Source organism: Streptomyces sp. NPDC088554 (assembly GCF_044752945.1).
Taxonomy (GTDB): Bacteria; Actinomycetota; Actinomycetes; order Streptomycetales; family Streptomycetaceae; genus Streptomyces.
This window is the reverse complement of the sequence record NZ_JBIVMF010000007.1, coordinates 145,839-164,845: the sequence shown is the minus strand read 5'-3', so window position 1 is coordinate 164,845 and position 19,007 is coordinate 145,839. Positions and strand designations below refer to the sequence as shown.

The 19,007-nt window shown below is 72.7% G+C and carries 20 protein-coding genes; 9 read left to right on the top strand and 11 right to left on the bottom strand.

Translation table 11 applies throughout. From position 1 onward, the window contains the following. Positions 1–1,038, bottom strand: coding sequence for an NUDIX domain-containing protein (locus tag ACIP8W_RS11135; RefSeq protein ID WP_402202720.1), 1,038 nt, complete (start codon positions 1,036–1,038; stop codon positions 1–3). Positions 1,039–1,226: 188 nt separating this feature from the next. Between ACIP8W_RS11135 and ACIP8W_RS11130 the strand changes: the two genes are divergently transcribed. After that, positions 1,227–1,643, top strand: coding sequence for a hypothetical protein (locus ACIP8W_RS11130; RefSeq protein WP_401947843.1), 417 nt, complete (start codon positions 1,227–1,229; stop codon positions 1,641–1,643). A 41-nt stretch (positions 1,644–1,684) separates the two neighbouring features. Here ACIP8W_RS11130 and ACIP8W_RS11125 read toward each other — a convergent pair whose 3' ends face one another. Continuing rightward, positions 1,685–2,644: an ROK family protein gene (locus tag ACIP8W_RS11125; RefSeq protein ID WP_402202718.1), complete on the bottom strand. Its 960-nt coding sequence runs from the start codon at positions 2,642–2,644 to the stop codon at positions 1,685–1,687. 201 nt (positions 2,645–2,845) lie between these two features. Here ACIP8W_RS11125 and ACIP8W_RS11120 point away from each other — a divergent pair, with 201 nt between their 5' ends. After that, positions 2,846–3,889: a LacI family DNA-binding transcriptional regulator gene (locus tag ACIP8W_RS11120; RefSeq protein WP_401947837.1), complete on the top strand. Its 1,044-nt coding sequence runs from the start codon at positions 2,846–2,848 to the stop codon at positions 3,887–3,889. A gap of 7 nt (positions 3,890–3,896) precedes the next feature. On the opposite strand, the gene ACIP8W_RS11115 is transcribed toward ACIP8W_RS11120, so the two are convergent. The 5 genes from ACIP8W_RS11115 to ACIP8W_RS11095 all read right to left on the bottom strand — a co-directional run bounded on the left by ACIP8W_RS11115 (position 3,897) and on the right by ACIP8W_RS11095 (position 8,753). Further along, positions 3,897–5,177 (bottom strand): DUF6986 family protein, encoded by a 1,281-nt coding sequence (locus ACIP8W_RS11115; protein ID WP_401947835.1) that lies wholly within the window; start codon positions 5,175–5,177, stop codon positions 3,897–3,899. A 398-nt stretch (positions 5,178–5,575) separates the two neighbouring features. After that, a complete protein-coding gene (locus ACIP8W_RS11110; protein ID WP_401947832.1) occupies positions 5,576–6,538 on the bottom strand; it encodes an electron transfer flavoprotein subunit alpha/FixB family protein in 963 nt (320 codons plus the stop codon). A gap of 84 nt (positions 6,539–6,622) precedes the next feature. Next, positions 6,623–7,408, bottom strand: coding sequence for an electron transfer flavoprotein subunit beta/FixA family protein (locus ACIP8W_RS11105; RefSeq protein ID WP_401947829.1), 786 nt, complete (start codon positions 7,406–7,408; stop codon positions 6,623–6,625). Positions 7,409–7,602: 194 nt separating this feature from the next. After that, complete coding sequence (locus ACIP8W_RS11100) at positions 7,603–8,148, bottom strand: flavin reductase family protein (RefSeq protein WP_401947826.1); 546 nt, start codon at positions 8,146–8,148, stop codon at positions 7,603–7,605. A 170-nt stretch (positions 8,149–8,318) separates the two neighbouring features. Continuing rightward, positions 8,319–8,753, bottom strand: coding sequence for a TlpA family protein disulfide reductase (locus ACIP8W_RS11095; protein WP_401947823.1), 435 nt, complete (start codon positions 8,751–8,753; stop codon positions 8,319–8,321). Between the two features lie 56 nt (positions 8,754–8,809). Between ACIP8W_RS11095 and ACIP8W_RS11090 the strand changes: the two genes are divergently transcribed. Both ACIP8W_RS11090 and ACIP8W_RS11085 read left to right on the top strand, forming a co-directional pair. Beyond that, on the top strand, positions 8,810–9,289 hold the full coding sequence (locus ACIP8W_RS11090) for a DUF4395 domain-containing protein (protein WP_401947821.1): 480 nt from the start codon (positions 8,810–8,812) through the stop codon (positions 9,287–9,289). A gap of 136 nt (positions 9,290–9,425) precedes the next feature. Further along, positions 9,426–10,154: a lysophospholipid acyltransferase family protein gene (locus tag ACIP8W_RS11085; protein ID WP_401947818.1), complete on the top strand. Its 729-nt coding sequence runs from the start codon at positions 9,426–9,428 to the stop codon at positions 10,152–10,154. A gap of 206 nt (positions 10,155–10,360) precedes the next feature. On the opposite strand, the gene ACIP8W_RS11080 is transcribed toward ACIP8W_RS11085, so the two are convergent. From ACIP8W_RS11080 to ACIP8W_RS11065, 4 genes are all read right to left on the bottom strand, one after another. Continuing rightward, complete coding sequence (locus ACIP8W_RS11080; protein ID WP_402202773.1) at positions 10,361–10,975, bottom strand: transglutaminase family protein; 615 nt, start codon at positions 10,973–10,975, stop codon at positions 10,361–10,363. Positions 10,976–11,066: 91 nt separating this feature from the next. Further along, entirely contained in the window at positions 11,067–12,158 is a 1,092-nt protein-coding gene (locus tag ACIP8W_RS11075; RefSeq protein WP_401947815.1) for a threonine aldolase family protein, read from the bottom strand. Then, entirely contained in the window at positions 12,137–12,895 is a 759-nt protein-coding gene (locus ACIP8W_RS11070) for an SDR family NAD(P)-dependent oxidoreductase (protein WP_401947812.1), read from the bottom strand. Before ACIP8W_RS11070 ends, ACIP8W_RS11075 begins: the two co-directional genes overlap by 22 nt. A gap of 26 nt (positions 12,896–12,921) precedes the next feature. Further along, entirely contained in the window at positions 12,922–14,316 is a 1,395-nt protein-coding gene (locus ACIP8W_RS11065) for a DUF6421 family protein (protein WP_401947810.1), read from the bottom strand. A 290-nt stretch (positions 14,317–14,606) separates the two neighbouring features. Between ACIP8W_RS11065 and ACIP8W_RS11060 the strand changes: the two genes are divergently transcribed. The 5 genes from ACIP8W_RS11060 to ACIP8W_RS11040 all read left to right on the top strand — a co-directional run bounded on the left by ACIP8W_RS11060 (position 14,607) and on the right by ACIP8W_RS11040 (position 18,936). Further along, positions 14,607–15,257 (top strand): glycerophosphodiester phosphodiesterase, encoded by a 651-nt coding sequence (locus ACIP8W_RS11060; RefSeq protein WP_401948457.1) that lies wholly within the window; start codon positions 14,607–14,609, stop codon positions 15,255–15,257. A gap of 123 nt (positions 15,258–15,380) precedes the next feature. After that, positions 15,381–16,046, top strand: coding sequence for a ThuA domain-containing protein (locus ACIP8W_RS11055; protein WP_401947808.1), 666 nt, complete (start codon positions 15,381–15,383; stop codon positions 16,044–16,046). Next, a complete protein-coding gene (locus ACIP8W_RS11050; RefSeq protein ID WP_401947806.1) occupies positions 16,031–17,122 on the top strand; it encodes a Gfo/Idh/MocA family protein in 1,092 nt (363 codons plus the stop codon). Before ACIP8W_RS11055 ends, ACIP8W_RS11050 begins: the two co-directional genes overlap by 16 nt. Before the next feature lie 222 nt (positions 17,123–17,344). Then, a complete protein-coding gene (locus ACIP8W_RS11045; protein WP_401947804.1) occupies positions 17,345–17,902 on the top strand; it encodes a DUF5134 domain-containing protein in 558 nt (185 codons plus the stop codon). A 98-nt stretch (positions 17,903–18,000) separates the two neighbouring features. Beyond that, on the top strand, positions 18,001–18,936 hold the full coding sequence (locus ACIP8W_RS11040) for a M56 family metallopeptidase (RefSeq protein WP_401947802.1): 936 nt from the start codon (positions 18,001–18,003) through the stop codon (positions 18,934–18,936). Positions 18,937–19,007: the final 71 nt, after the last annotated feature.

Here is a 19,007-nt window from a genome sequence, read left to right as displayed (position 1 = left end):
TCACCCCACCGGTATCCCGTCCTCCAGGTTGAGCACCACCCCGCGCTCACGGGCGCGCAGGGCCCAGCGCAGGCGCGCGTAGCGGGCGGGCGGCAGCAGTACGGCCGCCTCCGCCTCGTCGACGAAGCGCCAGCCGCGCAGTTCGGGACCGGGCAGCAGCAGCCGTCCGGCGTCCCGGCCGGAGAGGGTGCCGCCGTCGAACAGCAGCCGCAGCCCGCCGTATCCCGGCGGGCGCGGCGGCTCCCAGTCGACGACCAGCAGCCCGGGCACCTCGGTGAGTTCTATGCCGATCTCCTCGGCGACCTCGCGCATGCCCGCGCGCGCGGGCGCCTCGCCCCGCTCCACCACGCCGCCGGGGAACTCCCAGCCCGGCTTGTAGGTGGGGTCCACGAGAAGCACCCTGTCCCGTTCGTCGAAGAGCAGCACGCCCGCCGCGACGGTCTCGGCCGTCGGCTCCGGTGTCTGTACGATCTCGCAGACCCCGGCCGTGCCCGAGCGCACCGCCTCCGCGAGCCGGACGGCGGTCTCCCGTGGCGTCAGCGCGGTGTTGTCGATGACATGGGCGTCGCCCGTGAGCCAGCCGAGGGCGGCCTGGTACGGCTCGATGTGCTCCTCGCACCACCGCCGGTCGCGCTCGTTGGCCTCGGGATCGTCGGCCTCGACCTCACGGGCCGCGATACGCCTGCGCAGTATCGTTTCGTCTGTTGACAGCAGCACATGCCGCACCGGAATGCGACGAGCCGCGAGCCCGCCGAAGATCTCGTCCCGGTACTCCTGGCGCAGCAGGGTCATCGGAACGGCGAGCACCCCGCCGACCTCGGCCAGCAGCGCCGCCGCGGTATCGACCACCAGCCGCCGCCAGATCGGCAGGTCCTGGAAGTCGGTGACCTCGGCGAGCCGTTTCAGCGGGAGCAATCGCGTCAGCTCGCCGCCGATCAGCTCGGGGTCGTACAGAGTGCAGTGCGGGAGCAGGTCGATCAGTTCGCGCGCGGTGCTTCTCTTGCCCGCTCCGAACGCACCGTTGATCCAGACGATCACGGTTCCCCCTCTTCCGTAGCCCCCTGAGGACTGCCCTCAACACCCTGCCACGGAAACACCCGGCCGGATCAGAGCATCTGCCCGGACATTCGGCCGATATGCGGATCCCGTGGCCGGCCCGGCGGATCCCCGGCCGTAACACGGGGCCCGGAGGCTCGTTGAGGGGACGACTGGGCAAGGGGGTTCACATGCGCCGTACGGTGTCCGAACAGTTTCCCGGGGAGGGGCCGGGGCCACACGGCCGCGGACGGCGCTCCGCGTCGGCCCTGGTCCTGGCGGGCCTCGCCGTCGTCCTGGCGGCCGCCCCGGCGGTGGCCGACAGCAGCGCCTGTACGCACCACTTCTCGGGGCCGCAGATCTGCATCCAGCTGGACGGCCGGGGCGGGCGGAACGCGGTCACCGGGATCTGGACCAATCCGCCGGCCGGCCTCGCCTCCCGCGCGGTGTCGCTCTACCGCGACGGACGGCTCGTCGATACGGCGACCGCCACCCGCTCGGGCCGGGCGCTGACGTACAGCTGGCCGATCGCGGACACCGGCACCGATACCGAGCTGTGCGTGAAGTTCCGGGGCAGCAGACGGCTGGCCTGCCAGACCACCCGGTGACCGCCGCCGGGAGAGGGATCATCGCCCGCCCCCGGCTCCGGTCAGCCGCCGGCCGTCGCCGTCGCGCCGTCCCGGCTCGCCAGCAGGGCGGCCGCGGCGGCGCCCACCAGCCCCGCGTCCGTGCCCATGACGGCGGGGGCGACGGTCAGCCCCTGTACGTACGAGAGCGTCGCGTAGTCCCGCAGGGAGCGGCGCAGCGGCGCGAAGAGCACCTCGCCCGCGTTGCCCACCCCGCCGCCGATGACCACGATGCCGATCTCGACCAGGGTGGCCGTCGCGGCGATCCCCGCCGCCAGCGCCTGCGCGGCCCGTTCGAAGGAGGCGAGGGCGACCGGGTGCCCGGCGCGCGCGGCGGCGGCCACGGCGGCGGCCGACGCGTCCCCGTCGGGGCCCGGCAGCCAGCCGTCCTCCAGCGCCCTGCGGGCGATATTGGGCCCGCTGGCGATGCGCTCCACACAGCCCCGGGCACCGCACGCGCAGGGATCGCCGTCGAGGTCCACACAGATGTGGCCGATGTGGCCCGCGTTGCCCGTGGGTCCCGAGTGGAGTTTTCCGTTGAGGACGAGCCCGCCGCCGACCCCGGTGGAGACCACCATGCACAGCGCGTTGTCATAGCCGCGGGCCGCGCCCTGCCAGTGTTCCGCCGCGGTGATCGCGACACCGTCGCCGACCAGGGTGACGGGCAGCCCGCCGGTGGCCGAGCACACCCGCTCGACCAGCGGGAATCCGCGCCAGCCCGGGACGTTGACCGGGCTGACCGTGCCGGCCGAGGCGTCGACGGGACCCGCGCTGCCGATCCCGACCGCCGTGGCGGAGGCCCTGAGCGGGGACGCGGACACCTCGGCGAGGACCTCCTCGACGGCGCGCATCACCGTCTCGCCGTCCTCCTGGGCGGGCGTGGGCCGCTGGACCCGGAGCAGGATCCTGCCGCTGCCGTCCACCAGCGCACCGGCGATCTTGGTACCGCCGATGTCGAGCGCGACGACGGATTCGGTATGCATCGGTGTGGGATCTCCCGGCGATGAGGCACCCCCGACAGGCGCTGAGGGGGATGTACGGAACCTATGACTTCATCGGACAGTCTCCATTCCCCTGACAACGTTGTCCAGGCCCTATGCTCAACGCCATCGCCGGGGGGTGACCGTCCGCCGGCGGTCCGCTCCGAAAACACCGCAGAAACACCGACGACAGGACAGCGCGCCGTGGCCGATACCGCCCGCCGACCCGAGCCCCGCTACGGCACCAGGCCCACGATGAAGGACGTGGCCGCCCGCGCCGGAGTGGGACTCAAAACGGTCTCCCGCGTGGTCAACGGCGAGGCCGGTGTCACCGCCGACACCGAACGCCGGGTGCAGGAGGCCATCGACGCGCTGGGTTTCCGCCGCAACGACTCGGCGCGGGTGCTGCGCAAGGGCCGTACGTCGAGCATCGGACTGGTCCTGGAGGATCTGGCCGACCCCTTCTACGGTCCGCTGAACCGCGCGGTGGAGGAGGTCGCCCGCGCCCATGGCGCGCTGCTGATCAACGGATCGAGCGCCGAGGACCCGGGCCGCGAGCAGGAGCTGGCGCTGGCGCTCTGCGCACGCCGGGTGGACGGGTTGATCGTGATCCCCGCCGGACACGACCACCGCTATCTGGAGCCCGAGATCAAGGCCGGGGTGGCGACGGTCTTCGTGGACCGGCCCGCCGGCCGGATCGACGCGGACGCGGTGCTCTCCGACAGCTTCGGCGGCGCCCGAGCGGGCGCCGCGCACCTGATCGCGCACGGCCACCGCAGGATCGGCTTCGTCGGCGACCAGCCCCGCATCCACACCGCGAGCGAGCGGCTGCGCGGCTACCGTACGGCGATGACCGACGCGGGCCTGGTCATGGACGACGGCTGGGTCTCGCTCGGTACGACCGTGCCGGAGCGGGTGCGCGAGGCGGTCCGGGCGATGCTCGGCGCCCCCGAGCCGGTCACCGCGATCCTCACCGGCAACAACCGCGTGACGGTGACGGTCGTACGGATACTCGCGGCGCACCACCGGCCGGTCGCCCTGGTCGGCTTCGACGACATCGAGCTGGCCGATCTGCTGGACCCGGGGGTCACCGTCATCGCGCAGGACGCGGCCGCCCTGGGCCGTACGGCCGCGCGCCGGCTCTTCGACCGGCTGGACGGCGCGGCCGACGCGCCGGTGCGAACGGTCCTGCCGACCCGGCTGATCGCCCGTGGCTCGGGCGAGATCCGGCCGCCGGCGGACGGCTGACCGTCCGTCAGGCGGGACGGTGCGGGATCGCGAAGCCCTCCAGGTCGGCGCGGGACAGGCCGGTGAGCCGGGCGACCTCGGTGTCGTCGAGGGCGCCGCAGTCGAGTCCGCGCAGCAGATAGCCGCTGAGGGCCTTGGCGGTGGCTGGTTCGTCCATGACGTCCCCGCCCGCCTTGGCCACATAGGCGGCCAGCCGGGCGGCGGCGGGCTCCAGCCCCTCGCGGTAGAAGGCGTACACGGCGGCGTAACGGGTGGGCAGATGGCCCGGGTGCATGTCCCAGCCCTGGTAGTAGGCGCGGGCGAGGGCGCGCCGGGTCAGTCCGTAGTGCAGCCGCCAGGCGTCGTGGACCTGGGCGGTCGGGCCGACGGGCAGGACGTTGGTGGAGCCGTCGCAGACGCGGACGCCCGTCCCGGCGGCGGCGACCTGCATGACGGCCTTGGCGTGGTCGGCGGCCGGGTGGTCGCTCGACTGGTACGCGGCGCTGACTCCGACCCCGGCGCTGTAGTCGAAGGTGCCGTAGTGCAGTCCGGTCGCCCGGCCGCCGGCCGCGTCGATCATGCGGGCCACGGTGGCGGTGCCGTCCGCCGCCAGGATGGCCTGGCTGGTCTCGATCTGGATCTCGAAGCCGATGCGCCCCGGCGGCAGACCGTGCACCCGCTCGAACTCCTCGGCCAGCCGCGCCATCGCGGCGACCTGTTCGGCGTACGTGACCTTGGGGAGGGTCAGCACCAGCCCCTCGGGCAGCCCGCCGGCCGCCATCAGCCCGCTGAGGAAGATGTCGAGGGTCCGGATGCCCCGCTCCCGTACGGCCGCTTCCAGGCACTTCATCCGGATGCCCATGTACGGCGCGGCGGTGCCCGCGGCGTACGCCTCGTGGACGAGCCGGGCGGCGCGGGCCGCGGTCTCGTCCTCCTCGGCGTCGGGGCGGGGGCCGTAGCCGTCCTCGAAGTCGATCCGCAGGTCCTCCACGGGCTCCTCGCGGAGCTTGGCCCGTACGCGGTCGTGGACCGGGCCCGCCAGCTCGTCGGGGAGGCCGAGGACGCGGGCCAGCGAGGCGGCGTCCGGGGCGTGTTCGTCGAGGGCGGCGAGCGCCCGGTCGCCCCAGGAGCGGATGGTGGCGGCGGCGAAGGCGTCGCCGGGCACGTAGACGGTGTGGACGGGCTGGCGGGTGCCGGGGTCGCCCGGGTAGCGCCGGGCGAGTTCCGCGTCGACGGGCGCGAGCAGCGTGCCGATGGCGTCGGTGACCGCGCCCGGGAGACTCCTGGACACCTGCTCCTGCTGGCCCATGCGACACCTTCCCGTTTTCCGCTGTGCGGAATCAATAATCCGTCGAGGGAAGGTAATCGGCGGGCCCGAGCCGCGTCAATGGCCGCCAGGGTACGCCGCGGGGCCGCGCGGTGGACTTCCACCACGCGGCCCCGGGGCCGCGCCCGCCGTACCTCCGTACGGCGGGCGACGGCCGAGAGCCTGCCGGGTGACCTCTGATCGGGCGGCGGGTCCACTGCCCGACGGACACTCCCTCAGCCGCCGGCCGGGGGTGCCCCGGCCGGTGTTGTCGTCGGTCACCGACGCTCCGCGTCGACTCCCTCCTCCGCCTCGGAAGCGCGCTCGGCATCCGGAGGACGAATCCGGGCGCCGAGGCGGAGCGAGTGCGGCGCACCGGACCGCGTCCACCCGGCAGAGTCTCAGCCCTTGCGGGACTTGATCTCTTCGGTGAGCTGGGGGACGACCTCGAAGAGGTCGCCGACCACGCCGTAGTCGACCAGGTCGAAGATGGGCGCCTCGGCGTCCTTGTTGACGGCCACGATGGTCTTGGACGTCTGCATGCCGGCCCGGTGCTGGATGGCACCGGAGATACCGGAGGCGATGTAGAGCTGCGGGGAGACGCTCTTGCCGGTCTGGCCGACCTGGCTGGCGTGCGGGTACCAGCCCGCGTCGACGGCGGCGCGCGAGGCGCCGACGGCCGCGCCGAGGGAGTCGGCAAGCGCCTCGATGATCGCGAAGTTCTCCGCGCCGTTGACCCCGCGGCCGCCGGAGACCACGATCGCGGCCTCGGTCAGCTCCGGGCGGCCGGTCGACTCGCGCGGGGTGCGGGAGACGACCTTCGTCCCGGTGGCGGCGGCGCCGAAGGTCACCGCGAGGGCCTCGACCGTACCGGCGGCCGGGGCGGCCTCGACCGGGGCGGAGTTGGGCTTGACGGTGATGACCGGAACGCCCTTGGAGACACGGGACTTGGTGGTGAAGGAGGCGGCGAACACCGCCTGCGTGGCCACCGGCCCCTCGGCGCCGGCCTCCAGGTCGACGGCGTCGGTGATGAGGCCGGAGCCGACGCGCACCGCGAGGCGGGCGGCGATCTCCTTGGTCTCGGCGGAGGACGGGAACAGCACGGCCGCCGGGGAGACGGCGTCGTACGCGGCCTGGAGCGCGTCCACCTTCGGTACGACGAGGTAGTCGGCGAACTCGGCGGCGTCGGCGGTGAGGACCTTCACCGCGCCGTGCTCGGCGAGTACGGACGCGGTGTCCGCCGCGCCGGCGCCCAGCGCGACGGCGACGGGCTCGCCGATCCGGCGGGCCAGCGTGAGCAGCTCCAGGGTGGGCTTGCGGACGGCACCGTCCACGTGGTCGACATAGACGAGAACTTCAGCCATGGAATGCGTCTCCTGCGAATGCGAAGTGTCGGGAGGGCGGTGGGGCGTACGGACCGTGGACCGGCGGACTGCCGGGTCCGGGTCTCAGATGAACTTCTGGCCCGCGAGGAACTCCGCGAGCCGCTTGCCGCCCTCGCCCTCGTCCTTGACGATCGTGCCCGCCGTACGGGCCGGGCGCGCGGCCGCCTCGTCGACCACGGTCCAGGAGCCTTCGAGGCCGACGGTGTCGGCGTCGATCTCCAGGTCCTCCAGGTCCAGCGACTCGACCGGCTTCTTCTTGGCCGCCATGATGCCCTTGAAGGACGGGTAGCGCGCCTCGCCCGACTGGTCCGTCACCGAGACCACGGCCGGCAGGGACGCCTCCAGCTGCTCGCTGGCCGCGTCGCCGTCGCGGCGGCCCGTGACCACGCCGTCCTCGACCTTGACCTCGGACAACAGCGTGACCTGCGGGACGCCCAGCCGCTCGGCGAGCAGCGCGGGGAGCACACCCATCACCCCGTCCGTGGACGCCATACCGGTGATGACCAGGTCGTAACCCGTCTTCTCGATCGCCTTGGCGAGCACCAGCGAGGTGCCCATGACGTCGGTGCCGTGCAGATCGTCGTCCTCGACGTGAACGGCCTTGTCCGCGCCCATCGACAGCGCCTTGCGCAGCGCGTCCTTGGCGTCCTCCGGCCCGACGGTCAGTACGGTGATCTCCGCGTCGTCGGCCTCGTCCGCGATCTGGAGCGCCTGCTCCACCGCGTACTCGTCCAGCTCCGACAGCAGACCGTCCACATCGTCACGGTCGACGGTCAGGTCGTCGGCGAAGTGCCGATCGCCAGTGGCATCGGGCACGTACTTCACACAGACAACGATCCTCAGGCTCACGCCGGCTCTCCTACTGCATCGTCATGGGCTGCCTTGTGGTACGCAGCATAGGCGCCTCAACCGATCGGTTTCCGGTCGGGGACCGGGGCACCGGAGTAAATATTACTCACCAGTAGACCCAGTGTGTTCCCGTCGGGCAAGCGCGCGGACCTGTGACGTTGCCAACGCGTGGGGAGGGGGCGGCGCGGGAACTCTCAGTCGCGCAGCGCGTTGAAGCGCCCCTGGTGGTACAGGAGCGGCGCGCCCGCGCCCCCGGGGTCGCCGGTGACGGCCTCGGCGATGATCAGCCGGTGGTCGGCGACGGGTATCCGGGCGACGACGCGGCAGACCAGCCAGGCCAGCACACCGTCCAGTACGGGCACGCCCTCGGGGCCCGCGCTCCAGACGGTGGGCCGGGCGAACCGGTCGGCGCCGCTGCGCGCGAAGGTCGCGGCCAGCTCCCGCTGGTCCTCGCCGAGTATGTGGACACCGACATGCTCCGCCTCGGCCAGCACCGGCCAGCTGGAGGACGAGACCCCGACGCCGAAGGAGACCAACGGGGGCTCGGCGGCGACGGAGTTGAGCGAGGTCGCGGTGAAGCCGACCGGCCGCTCTCCGCGCGCCGTGATGACCGCGACGCCCGCCGCGTGCTGCCGGAACACCGAGCGGAGCAGGTCGGGCGGGGCCGGACGGGCGGAGTGTGCCGCGGGGGCCGGGGAGGGGGCGCGGAGAGAGGTCGACACATCGGGTGAGGCCGTCATCGGATAAATCCTTCTGCGAAGAGGCGAACGGGTCCGTGGCTGCTCAGCAACCCGGACAGCGCGCACTCGCGTTGCGGGCCAGGTCCACATCGGCCCGCCCATGGAGAAGGAGTTCCTGGGGCACCTTGTCAGGGTGACGACAAGCGGCGGGCGTCGTCAAGTGCGCGTGCTCACACCGCCTCGCCCAGCGCGGCGATCACATCCGCTGTGCGGGGCTGTCCCGCCGCCCTGCGGACGACCCGGCCCCGGGCGTCCAGGACGAGCACGGTCGGGGTCCTCAGGATGCCCAGCTCACGGACGAGTTCGAGCCGCTCCTCGGCGTCCAGCTCCACATGCGCGACGCCCTCGACCATGCCCGCGACGTCAGCGAGGATCCGTCTGGTGGCCCGGCAGGGCTGGCAGAAGGCGCTGGAGAACTGCACGAGCGTGGCCCGCTCCCCCAGTTCCATGCCCAGCTCCGCCGGGCCGAGCCGGCGCTCCCCCTCGTCCCGCACCTTCAGCCTCCCGTCACCGCGCCGCCGCAGCAGCCCGAACACCCCCGCCACGGCGAGCACCGCCACACACACCACAAGTCCGGTCGTCTCCATCGCCGATGCAGCGTTCATACGACCGCAAAATATTCCTGGTCAGTGAAACGAGTGACGCAAGGGATTCTTGTGTCATGAACTCCCACGACACCGCCGGCCGCAGCGCCGCCGGCGACATAGACATCAGAGGGCCCCGGTTCGCGGCGGCCCTCACCACCGCCGTACTGGCCACCGCCCTGATCACCGGCAGCCCCGCCCCGCTCGGCTGGCAGGCGCTGTGCTTCGCGGTGGGCGCCGTGGCCGGCGTACCGCGCTCGCCGTACGGTCTGCTCTTCCGTACGGCGGTACGGCCCCGCCTCGGCCCGCCCACGGAGTACGAGTCCCCGGCCCCGGCGCGCTTCGCCCAGGGCGTCGGGCTGGTGTTCGCGCTGGCCGGACTGGTCGGCTACCTCTGGGGCCCCGAGTGGCTGGGGCTGGCGGCCACCGGAGCCGCGCTGGCCGCCGCGTTCCTCAACGCGGCCTTCGGCTTCTGCCTCGGCTGCGAGCTATACCCGCTGGTCCGGCGCGCGACGGCGGCCCTGGGCCGGCACCCGGGCCGGGAAAGGACGACGTGACGAGAATCTCGCCCCGCGCGCAGACCAGGACTGGCCACCGGGCCCCACATGGGGCACCATCGGCGGAATGCCGAAAACCTACGGCTGCGTAACTTCCGCCGGGAGAACCTCCCCGGAACAGAAGGGTCCTCCCCAGATGGCAGAGCTCGTCTATCGGCCGGTCATCGGCGCTGCTCTCACGATGTTCAAGGCGCTGGACCTGAAGATCGACACGCAGGGTTCCGAGCACATCCCGCGCACCGGCGGCGCCGTGCTCGTCAGCAACCACATCAGCTATCTGGACTTCATCTTCGCGGGACTCGCGGCGCTCCCCCAGAAGCGGCTGGTGCGCTTCATGGCGAAGGAGCAGGTCTTCCGGCACAAGGTCTCGGGGCCGCTCATGCGCGGCATGAAGCACATCCCGGTGGACCGCAAGCAGGGTGAGCAGGCGTACGCGCACGCGCTGGCCTCGCTGCGGGCGGGCGAGATCGTCGGGGTCTTCCCCGAGGCGACGATCTCGCAGTCCTTCACCCTCAAGAGCTTCAAGTCGGGTGCGGCACGGATGGCACAGGAGGCCGGGGTCCCGCTGATCCCGGTCGCCCTGTGGGGCACCCAGCGGGTGTGGACCAAGGGCCGTCCGCGCAACTTCAAGCGCAGCCACATCCCGGTGACGATCCGGGTCGGCGAGCCGGTGGAAGCCTCCCCCGACCAGTACGCGGGCGCGATCACCCGGCGGGTGCGCGACCGGGTGCAGGAGCTGCTGGAGGCGGCGCAGCGCGCCTATCCCGTACGCCCCAAGGACGCCGGCGACACCTGGTGGGTCCCGGCCCACCTCGGGGGCACCGCGCCGACCCCGGACGAGGCCCGCGAGGCCGAGACCCGCTGAGCCCCGGCGGCCCGGCGCGCACGGCGACACCACAGCGTCCCCGCCCGCGCCGGGCCGTACCACCCGTGCGGGTTCGCGCCTCCTCAGCCCGTCACCGCGCCGACCGTGACCCCCGCCCCGGAGCTGAGCTTCTCCAGCGACTCCGCGAGTTCGGCACCGGCCGCGCGGGGGGCGAGGGTGCGTGCCTCGTCCGGCACGGTGAGCCTTCACGCTGTCGCGGACAGCTCCGTGGGCAGCGCCCGCCGGAGACGGTCCGCGTCGGGAGCCGCCTTCAGGGCGCTGAGCACGGCGGGATGCGGTACGTCGTAAAGCACCTCGTGGTCCCTCTCGTGGAACTCCGGGCGTAGGGGGAAGGCCAGCCGCTCGCTCTCCGGTGCGAACCGGGCGTCGACGCCGGGCCTGTTGCCGCGCGGATCCAGCCGGGACCAGTCCGTCCGGCCGGGCAGCCGGACGGCGATCAGCCCGTGGACCACCATCGGACCGGTCCCGTCGGCGGCGGCGAGGAGCTGGTAGCAGAGGCCGGCCGGCAGGGACTCCGCGCGGAGCAGGGCGACCAGCGCGTGGGACTTGGCGTAGCAGATGCCGGTACGCAGCCCGAGGACGTCGGAGGCGCGCCAGGTGACCCGGGGATCGTTCACGTCGAACGAGTGCGGGATGGTGTCGCGGACGAACTCATAGGCCGCCCTGACGTATGAGTATGCGTCGGCGGTCTCCGCACGGAGCCGGGTGGCCGTCTCCCGTACCAGCGGGTGTTCATGACCGGTGACCTCGTCGGCGGCGAGATAGGCGGCGAGATCGGGGTTCCGCTGCATCAGCTGGATGGCTGTCACCGTAGAGAAGCGGCCGACTGGAGCGCAATGGATTTCCGGTCGGCCACATAAACATGCACACTTCGCAGGAGGGGCGTGTGGGCTATCCGGCGGCGGCCATCTCTTCCTTGAGCGCCTGGACGAACGCGTCCACATCGTCCTCGGTGGTGTCGAAGGAGCACATCCAGCGGACGTCCCCGGCCTTCTCGTCCCAGAAGTAGAACCGGAAACGCCGCTGGAGGCGCTCGCTCACCGCGTGCGGCAGCCGGGCGAAGACCGCGTTGGCCTGGACCGGGTAGAGGATCTCCACACCGTCCACCCCGCGGACGCCCTCCGCGAGCCGCCGGGCCATCGTGTTGCCGTGCCGTGCGTTGCGCAGCCAGAGATCGCCCGCGAGCAGCGCCTCCAGCTGCACGGAGACGAACCGCATCTTGGACGGGAGCTGCATGGACAGCTTCCGCAGATGCTTCATGGCCCGCACCTCCGGGTCGAGGACGACGACCGCCTCGCCGAAGAGCATGCCGTTCTTGGTGCCGCCGTACGACAGGATGTCGACCCCGACCGTATTGGTGAAGGTCCGCATCGGGACGTCCAGCGAGGCGGCGGCGTTGGCTATCCGGGCTCCGTCGAGGTGGACCTTCATGCCCAGCGCGTGGGCGTGTTCGCAGATGGCGCGGATCTCGGCGGGGGTGTAGACCGTGCCCAGCTCGGTGCTCTGGGTGATCGACACGGCCTGGGGCATGGCCCGGTGCTCGTCGTCCCAGCCGTACGCCTCCCGGTCGATCAGCTCGGGGGTGAGCTTGCCGTCGGGTGTCGGTACGGTCAGCAGCTTGAGGCCGGCGACCCGCTCGGGGGCGCCGCCCTCGTCGACGTTGATGTGCGCGGACTCGGCGCAGATGACCGCGCCCCAGCGGTCGGTGAGCGCCTGGAGCGCGACCACGTTGGCGCCGGTCCCGTTGAAGACCGGGAACGCCTCCGCCGTGGGGCCGAAGTGGCGGTGCATGACCCGCTGGAGGTGGCCGGTGTACTCGTCCTCGCCGTAGGCGGTCTGGTGGCCGCCGTTGGCGACGGCCAGCGCCGCGAGGATCTCGGGGTGGACGCCCGCGTAGTTGTCGCTGGCGAAGCCGCGCACGCCGGGGTCGTGGTGGCGGGCGGCGTCCGTCGTACGGGATCTCACGGCTCGGGCGTCAGCCACAGGCGGTTTCCATTCACTTCCCGGGCGGGCCGGTCCCAGACTCCGGCGATGGCCTCGGCCAGGTCCGTGACGTCCGTGAAGCCCGCGAATCTCGCGTTCGGGCGCTCGGCGCGCATCGCGTCGTGCACCAGTGCCTTGACCACCACAATGACAGCCGCCGCCCGCGGCCCCTGGTCGCCCCCCGCCTTGCGGAAGGCGTCGGCGAGTGCCAGCGTCCACGCCTCGGCGGCGGCCTTGGCGGCGGAGTAGGCGGCGTTGCCCTCGGTGGGCTTCGTCGCGCCCGCCGCGCTGATCAGCACGTACCGGCCCCGGTCGCTGCGGGACAGCGCCGGCTGGAAGGCGAGCGAGGTGTGCTGGACGGTACGGATCAGCAGCTTCTCCAGCAGGTCCCAGTCGGCCGGATCGGTCTCGGCGAAGGAGCGGCCGCCGCGCCAGCCGCCGACGAGGTGGACCAGTCCGTCGATCCGCCCGAACTCCTTCTCGGTCCGCTCCGCCCACGCCCGGGTGGCGGCGGGGTCGAGCAGGTCGACGGTGGCCCCGACGACGGTGGCCCCGCCGTGCGCGTACCGCGCGGCGTCGACCGCCTCGGCCAGCCGGGCGGCGTCCGCGTCCGCGCCGACGACGGTCGCGCCGGCCTCGGCGAGCCGCAGCAGGGCGGCCCGGCCCGCGGGCCCGGCCGCTCCGGCGACCGCGACCACGGCACCGTCCAGCGGTCCGCCCGTACCGTTCGCGGTCATGGCTGTCGCCTCTCGTTCCGGGTGACTCACGCGGCGATCCGCGCGGAGTCCGCGGTGATGCCCTTGGTGGAGGCGATCACGTTCTTCAGCTTCTTGGAGAGCGCCTCGTAGAACATGCTGAGCGGAAACTCGTCCGGCAGCACGTCGTCGACCAGTTTCCGGGGCGGCAGGGAGAGGTCCAGCGCGTCGGGGCCCTTGGCCCAGCGGGAGCCCGGGTGCGGGGCCAGATAGGTCGAGACCAGGTCGTACGCGGCGAACCAGTGGACCAGCTTCGGGCGGTCGATCCCGGCCCGGTACAGCTCCTCGATCTCCGCGCAGAGCTGGTTGGTGACCTGCGGGGCGCGCTCCCAGTCGATGCGCAGGGTGTTGTCGGTCCAGCGCACCACCTCGTGCTGGTGGAGGTAGGCGAAGAGCAGCTGGCCGCCGAGGCCGTCGTAGTTCTTCTCCCGGGCGCCGGTGACCGGGAAGCGGAACATCCGGTCGAAGAGCACGGCGAACTGCACGTCGCGGCCCTGCGGGAAGCCGTCACCGGTCAGCCGTACGGCCTCGCGGAACGCGGTGAGGTCGCAGCGCAGCTCTTCGAGCCCGTACATCCAGAACGGCTGGCGCTGCTTGATCATGAAGGGGTCGAAGGGCAGGTCGCCATGGCTGTGCGTACGGTCGTGGATCATGTCCCAGAGGACGAATGCCTGCTGACAGCGGTCCTGGTCGCCGACCATGTCGCGGAGGTCGTCGGGCAGTTCGACGCCGAGGGTGGCGACGGCCGCCTCGGTGACCCGGCGGAAGCGGGCGGCCTCGCGGTCGCAGAAGATGCCGCCCCAGCTGAACCGGTCGGGGGCCTCGCGCACGGCGATGGTCTCCGGGAAGAACACCGCCGAGTTGGTGTCGTACCCGGAGGTGAAGCCCTCGAAGGTGATGCCGCAGAAGAGCGGGTTGTCGTAGCGGGTGCGCTCCAGCTCGGCCAGCCAGTCGGGCCAGACCATGCGCAGGACGACCGCTTCGAGGTTGCGGTCCGGGTTGCCGTTCTGCGTGTACATGGGGAAGACGGCCAGATGCTGGCGGCCGTCCGTCCGGTCGGCGGCGGGCCGGAAGGCGAGCAGCGAGTCCAGGAAGTCGGGGACGCCGAAGCCGCCGTCGGCCCAGCCGCGCAGATCGGCGACGAGCGCCGTGTGGTACGCGGCGTCGTGCGGGAGCAGCGGGGCGAGCTTCTCGACCGCGGCGATCACCCGGTCGAGCGTCGCCCCGGCGAAGGCGCGCGTGGGGGCGGTCGGAGCGTCGAAGTCGATGGCTCCGTCCTTGGACTGCCAGGGGCGGATCTCCTCGACGGCGGTCCTCAGCTCCGGCCATGCCGGGTGGTCGACCACCCGGGCGTCAGCGGATATACCGGATACAGCGGCTTCCTGCGTAAGGATTTCCGTCATGTCACTTCCTTCACCGTAGAACCTGGCGTAAAGACACCGTATAGGCCGCTAGATCCTTTCTACAAGCAGAGGCGGGAGAGATCCTCCCGTACGACCCCCTTGGTAACCGCGAATTTTCCTGCGGGACAAGGGCCGGACACACATATCCATCGTAGAACCGGGGACTCCGTCCGGCACCCGCATCACAAGGGTGAAGTGCGCCGGGAGACGGCTAGGCTTTCGCGCGGGAGTCGCCGCCGAACGGAAGCGAGAGTGTCTTGAGTTTCCAGATCATCGGTCATCGCGGAGTGATGGGTGTCGAGCCGGAGAACACCCTGCGCTCCTTTCTGCACGCCGAGCGGGCCGGAATGGACGCCATCGAGCTGGATCTGCATCTGAGCAAGGACGGCGCGCTCGTCGTCATGCACGACACCTCGGTGGACCGTACGACCGATGGCACGGGCGCCATCGTGGAGCGGACCCTCGCCGAGCTGAGGGAGCTGGACGCGGGCGGGGGCGAGCGGGTGCCGGTCTTCGAGGAGGTGCTGGACGCCGTACGGTCGCCCCTCCAGGCCGAGATCAAGGACGTCGCCGCCGCGCGGGCGCTGGCAGAGGTGATGCGGGAGCGGGGGCTCGTCGAGCGGGTCGAGGTGTCGTCGTTCCACGACGAGGCGGTCGCCGAGATCGCCTCGCTGGTGCCGGGCGTACGTACCGTACTGATCGCCAGCCGCTGGAAGGCCGACATCGTGGACCGGGCCACGGCGGTGGGCGCCGCCCGGGTGGCACTGAACATCCGCAGACTGACCCTGGAGGTCGTGGAGCGCGCGCACGCCGAGGGGCTGGGGATCATCGGCTGGGTGGTCAACACCCAGGAGCAGCTGCGGCTCGCGCGCGCCTTCGAGCTGGACGCGGTGACCACGGACCTGCCGGAGATCCGGCGGACCGGCCGGTTCACCGCCTGACCGAAGGGCGGCTGCTTCGGCGGCTGGCCGCGTAGTCGGGGACCGGGTGGGGCAGGGTCACCGGGGGGCCGCAGGGTCCTCCGGTGCGTACGGCACCGGCATCGACGCCGTGGGGAGTGTGCGATGACCGTGACATCCGAAACCCGCCGGGCCCTGGTGGTCCGTGGTGGCTGGGAGGGACACGAGCCCGTGCGGACGACGGAGCTGTTCCTGCCGTTCCTCCGTGACCGGGGCTACACCGTCCAGGTCTCCGACAGCCTGGACGTCTACACCGACGCCGCACTGCTGGCCGCCACCGATCTGGTGGTGCAGTGCTGGACGATGGGCTCGATCACCCCGGAGCAGAGCGCGGGGCTGGCCGCCGCAGTCCGGGCGGGCACCGGGCTGGCCGGGTGGCACGGCGGCATCGTCGACTCCTTCCGCGGCGACCTCGGCTACCAGCTGCTGACCGGCGGCCAGTTCCTGGCGCATCCGCCCGGCTTCTCCGACCACGGGGTGACCCTGGTCGAGGAGCGCGACGGCCATCCGGTGACCGCCGGTCTCGGCGACTTCCGCGTCCACACGGAGAAGTACTGGGTGGCCACGGACCCGCTGATCGACGTCCTGGCGACGGTGGAGTTCGCGGCGGACGAGGAGCGCTCCCGGCCGGTGACCATGCCCGCCGTATGGACCAGGCGGTGGGGCGCGGGACGGGTCTTCGTCTCCGCGATCGGCCACAAGCCGGACGACTTCGACGTGCCCGAGGTACGGACGCTGACCGAGAGGGGACTGCTGTGGGCGAGCCGCTGAGAGTCGGCATGGTCGGGGCCGGGAGGATCAGCGGCGCCTATCTGGAGACGCTGGAGCGGCTGGACGGCGTACGGCTCACGGCCGTCACCGATCTCGATCCCGGCCGGGCACGGGCCGTCGCCGCGCGGATGCCCGGGGTGGGCGTCGCCGGATCGGTCGCCGAGCTGGTCGTACGCCCCGATGTCGACGCCGTGCTCAATCTGACCGTCCCCGCGGTCCACGCCGAAGTGGCCCTGGCCGCGCTCGCCGCGGGCAGGCATGTGTACGGGGAGAAGCCGCTCGCCACCACCCGCGCGGCGGCCGACCGGCTGCTGGCCGCGGCGGACGCCGCCGGGCTGCGGCTCGGCTGCGCGCCCGACACCGTCCTGGGCACGGGCGTCCAGACGGCGCGCGCGGCGGTGGACGGCGGGCTGATCGGCACCCCGGTCGCCGCGACGGCGTTCATGACGACGGCGGGGCACGAACGCTGGCACCCCGACCCGGAGTTCTACTACCGGCCGGGCGGCGGGCCGCTGCTCGACATGGGCCCCTACTACCTCTCCGCCCTGGTCCATCTGCTGGGGCCGGTGGCCGAGGTCGGCGGGGCGGTCTCGCGGCCCCGGGCCGAGCGGGAGATCGGCGGCGGGCCGCGCGCGGGCGAGCGGTTCGCGGTGGAGGTGGACACCCATGTCACCGGGGTGCTGCGGCACACGAACGGCGCGCTCACCACGCTGGTGATGAGCTTCGACGTCCACGCGGCCCGGCTGCCGCGCATCGAGGTGCACGGCAGCGCGGGCTCGCTCTCCGTCCCCGACCCGAACCACTTCGACGGACCCGTCGAACTCCACCGCGCCGACGGGGAGTGGGAGACCCTCCCGGTCGCGGCCGGATACCCCGGCGCGGGGCGCGGCACCGGGCTCGCGGATCTGGCTCGGGCGCTCGCGGAGGGCCGCCCGCACCGCGCCTCGGCCGAACTGGCGCGCCATGTCCTGGACATCATGCTGACGCTGCTCGATGCGGCGCGGGCGGGCCGGACGCTGCCGGTGGGGAGCGGCTGCGACCGGCCGGAACCGGTCGGCCCGTACGTCGGCGCGTAGGCCGTCCGGTACGTCGGCCCGTAGGCCGTCCGGTACGTCGGCGCGTAGGCCGTCCGGTACGTCGGCCCGTACGCCGGTCCGCCGAAGTGCGCCCGCCGGGTGTGCCCCCGTGCGCGAACGCGCCCGTATGCGCGCCCTCCCCGCTGGGCAGGAACTGGCCGACGCCGCCGATCGGTTGAGGATCGGAGGGCGGCTCGTCGTTCCGTCGTGGGGGGGTGCTCGATGCATGGACCGGCGGCCACGAGCTGGCTGCTCGTCGCGCTCTGCGCGGTGGCCGGGGGCTACTGCCTGCTCCGGCTGCGCAGCGGTGTGGCCGAGCAGCGCGGTTCGGCGGGCGCCGAGGCGCTGATGGGGTTCGGGATGGCGGCCATGGCGGTGCCCGCCGCCGGGCCCGGGTGGATCTGGATGGTGTACGTCCTGGTGTTCGGCGGCGCGGCGGCGCACACCCTCATATCCGGCCGGGGCACGGGCCATCGGGCCCACCATCTGCTCTCCACGCTCGCCATGGCCTATATGGCCGCCGCCATGGCCGCCGGGCCGGACACCGCGCACGGCGCGCACACGGCGGGCGGCGCGCCGCTGGTCACCGGGGCGCTGCTGGTCTACTTCACGGGCTATGTGCTGTGGACGGGCACCCGGCTGATGCCTCTCCCCGCGAGCGGCGGCGCGGCGGTGGCCGGTGGCACGGCTCCCCTCGGCTGGGGCGACCGGCCCGAACTGTCGCTGGCCTGCCGGCTCTCCATGGGGATCGCCACGCTGGCGATGCTGCTCGCGCTCTGAACGTACGGGACCGGCCCGGCCCGCCGCGAAACGTGTCCTGGGTCACATGCGGGGCAAGGCAATACCCCTGGGTGGTCTCCCCCTCATACTCTGGGCGCATGTTGGTCTCCCTGGCACTGCTGCTGCTCGGCGCGCTGGCCGCTGTCGTGGCGCCGCGGCTCCTGTCGCGCGCCGAGTGGCCGGAGCGGGAGCCGGTGGTGGCGCTCTGGGTGTGGCAGTGCGCGGTGGCGACCGTTCTGCTGAGTTTCGCGCTCTCCATGGTGTTCAGCGCGGCGGCCTCCTGGCTGGCCGTACGCGGACATGTCTTCGCGCCCGCGCCGAGCGGGGTGGTGGAGGCGTACGCGTTCGGTTCGCACCGGCCGTGGTCGACCGTGCTCACCATCCTGCTGGCGAGCGGCGGTCTGTGGACGGCGGCGATGCTCACCCGGGAGATCCACCGGGCCCGCCGCCGACGCGCGCGGCGGCGCGAGGAGCTGCTCGTACGTTCCCCCGTGATGCCCGGCGAGGAGCCGGGCCGCCAGCCGCTCGTCGTCCTGGAGGGCGAGCGCCCCGGCGCCTGGTGGCTGCCCGGGACCGCGCCCCAACTGGCCATCACCACGGCCGCGTTGCAACGGCTGAAGGGGCGCCAGCTCGACGCCCTGCTCGCGCACGAGCAGGGCCACGCGCGCGCCCGGCACGACTGGCTGCTGCACTGCTCGGGGGCGCTGGCCAACGGCTTCCCGCAGGTGCCGGTGTTCGCGGCGTTCCGTGACGAGATGCACCGGCTGGTCGAGTTGGCCGCCGACGATGTGGCCTCACGGCGGTTCGGCCGGCTGACGATCGCGCTCGCGCTGGTCGAACTCAACGAGGACCGTGGGGTGTTCGGGCCCGGCGCCGCCCCCGGCGCGGGGCTCCGGCAGCGGGTCAACCGGCTGCTGTCCCCGGTTCCGAGGCTCACCGCGGGCCGTCGGCTGCGGCTGACCGCGGCCGCCGCGCTGGTGCCGGTGGTGCCGGTGCTGATCGCGTTCGTCCCGGCGCTCCGCGCACTGGGCTAGGGCCCAAACGCGCCCGGTCGGCACGGTGTGCGCAGGTCGGCACGGAGCGTGCTGGGCCGGCACCGAGCCCG

Bases quoted from the DNA above. Each gene is read 5' to 3' on its own strand.
- ACIP8W_RS11130 (WP_401947843.1), top strand. From the start codon at position 1,227: ATGCGCCGTACGGTGTCCGAACAGTTTCCCGGGGAGGGGCCGGGGCCA.
- ACIP8W_RS11125 (WP_402202718.1), bottom strand. From the start codon at position 2,644: ATGCATACCGAATCCGTCGTCGCGCTCGACATCGGCGGTACCAAGATC.
- ACIP8W_RS11115 (WP_401947835.1), bottom strand. From the start codon at position 5,177: ATGGGCCAGCAGGAGCAGGTGTCCAGGAGTCTCCCGGGCGCGGTCACC.
- ACIP8W_RS11110 (WP_401947832.1), bottom strand. From the start codon at position 6,538: ATGGCTGAAGTTCTCGTCTATGTCGACCACGTGGACGGTGCCGTCCGC.
- ACIP8W_RS11100 (WP_401947826.1), bottom strand. From the start codon at position 8,148: ATGACGGCCTCACCCGATGTGTCGACCTCTCTCCGCGCCCCCTCCCCG.
- ACIP8W_RS11095 (WP_401947823.1), bottom strand. From the start codon at position 8,753: ATGAACGCTGCATCGGCGATGGAGACGACCGGACTTGTGGTGTGTGTG.
- ACIP8W_RS11090 (WP_401947821.1), top strand. From the start codon at position 8,810: ATGAACTCCCACGACACCGCCGGCCGCAGCGCCGCCGGCGACATAGAC.
- ACIP8W_RS11085 (WP_401947818.1), top strand. From the start codon at position 9,426: ATGGCAGAGCTCGTCTATCGGCCGGTCATCGGCGCTGCTCTCACGATG.
- ACIP8W_RS11070 (WP_401947812.1), bottom strand. From the start codon at position 12,895: ATGACCGCGAACGGTACGGGCGGACCGCTGGACGGTGCCGTGGTCGCG.
- ACIP8W_RS11065 (WP_401947810.1), bottom strand. From the start codon at position 14,316: ATGACGGAAATCCTTACGCAGGAAGCCGCTGTATCCGGTATATCCGCT.
- ACIP8W_RS11060 (WP_401948457.1), top strand. From the start codon at position 14,607: ATGGGTGTCGAGCCGGAGAACACCCTGCGCTCCTTTCTGCACGCCGAG.
- ACIP8W_RS11055 (WP_401947808.1), top strand. From the start codon at position 15,381: ATGACCGTGACATCCGAAACCCGCCGGGCCCTGGTGGTCCGTGGTGGC.
- ACIP8W_RS11045 (WP_401947804.1), top strand. From the start codon at position 17,345: ATGCATGGACCGGCGGCCACGAGCTGGCTGCTCGTCGCGCTCTGCGCG.
- ACIP8W_RS11040 (WP_401947802.1), top strand. From the start codon at position 18,001: ATGTTGGTCTCCCTGGCACTGCTGCTGCTCGGCGCGCTGGCCGCTGTC.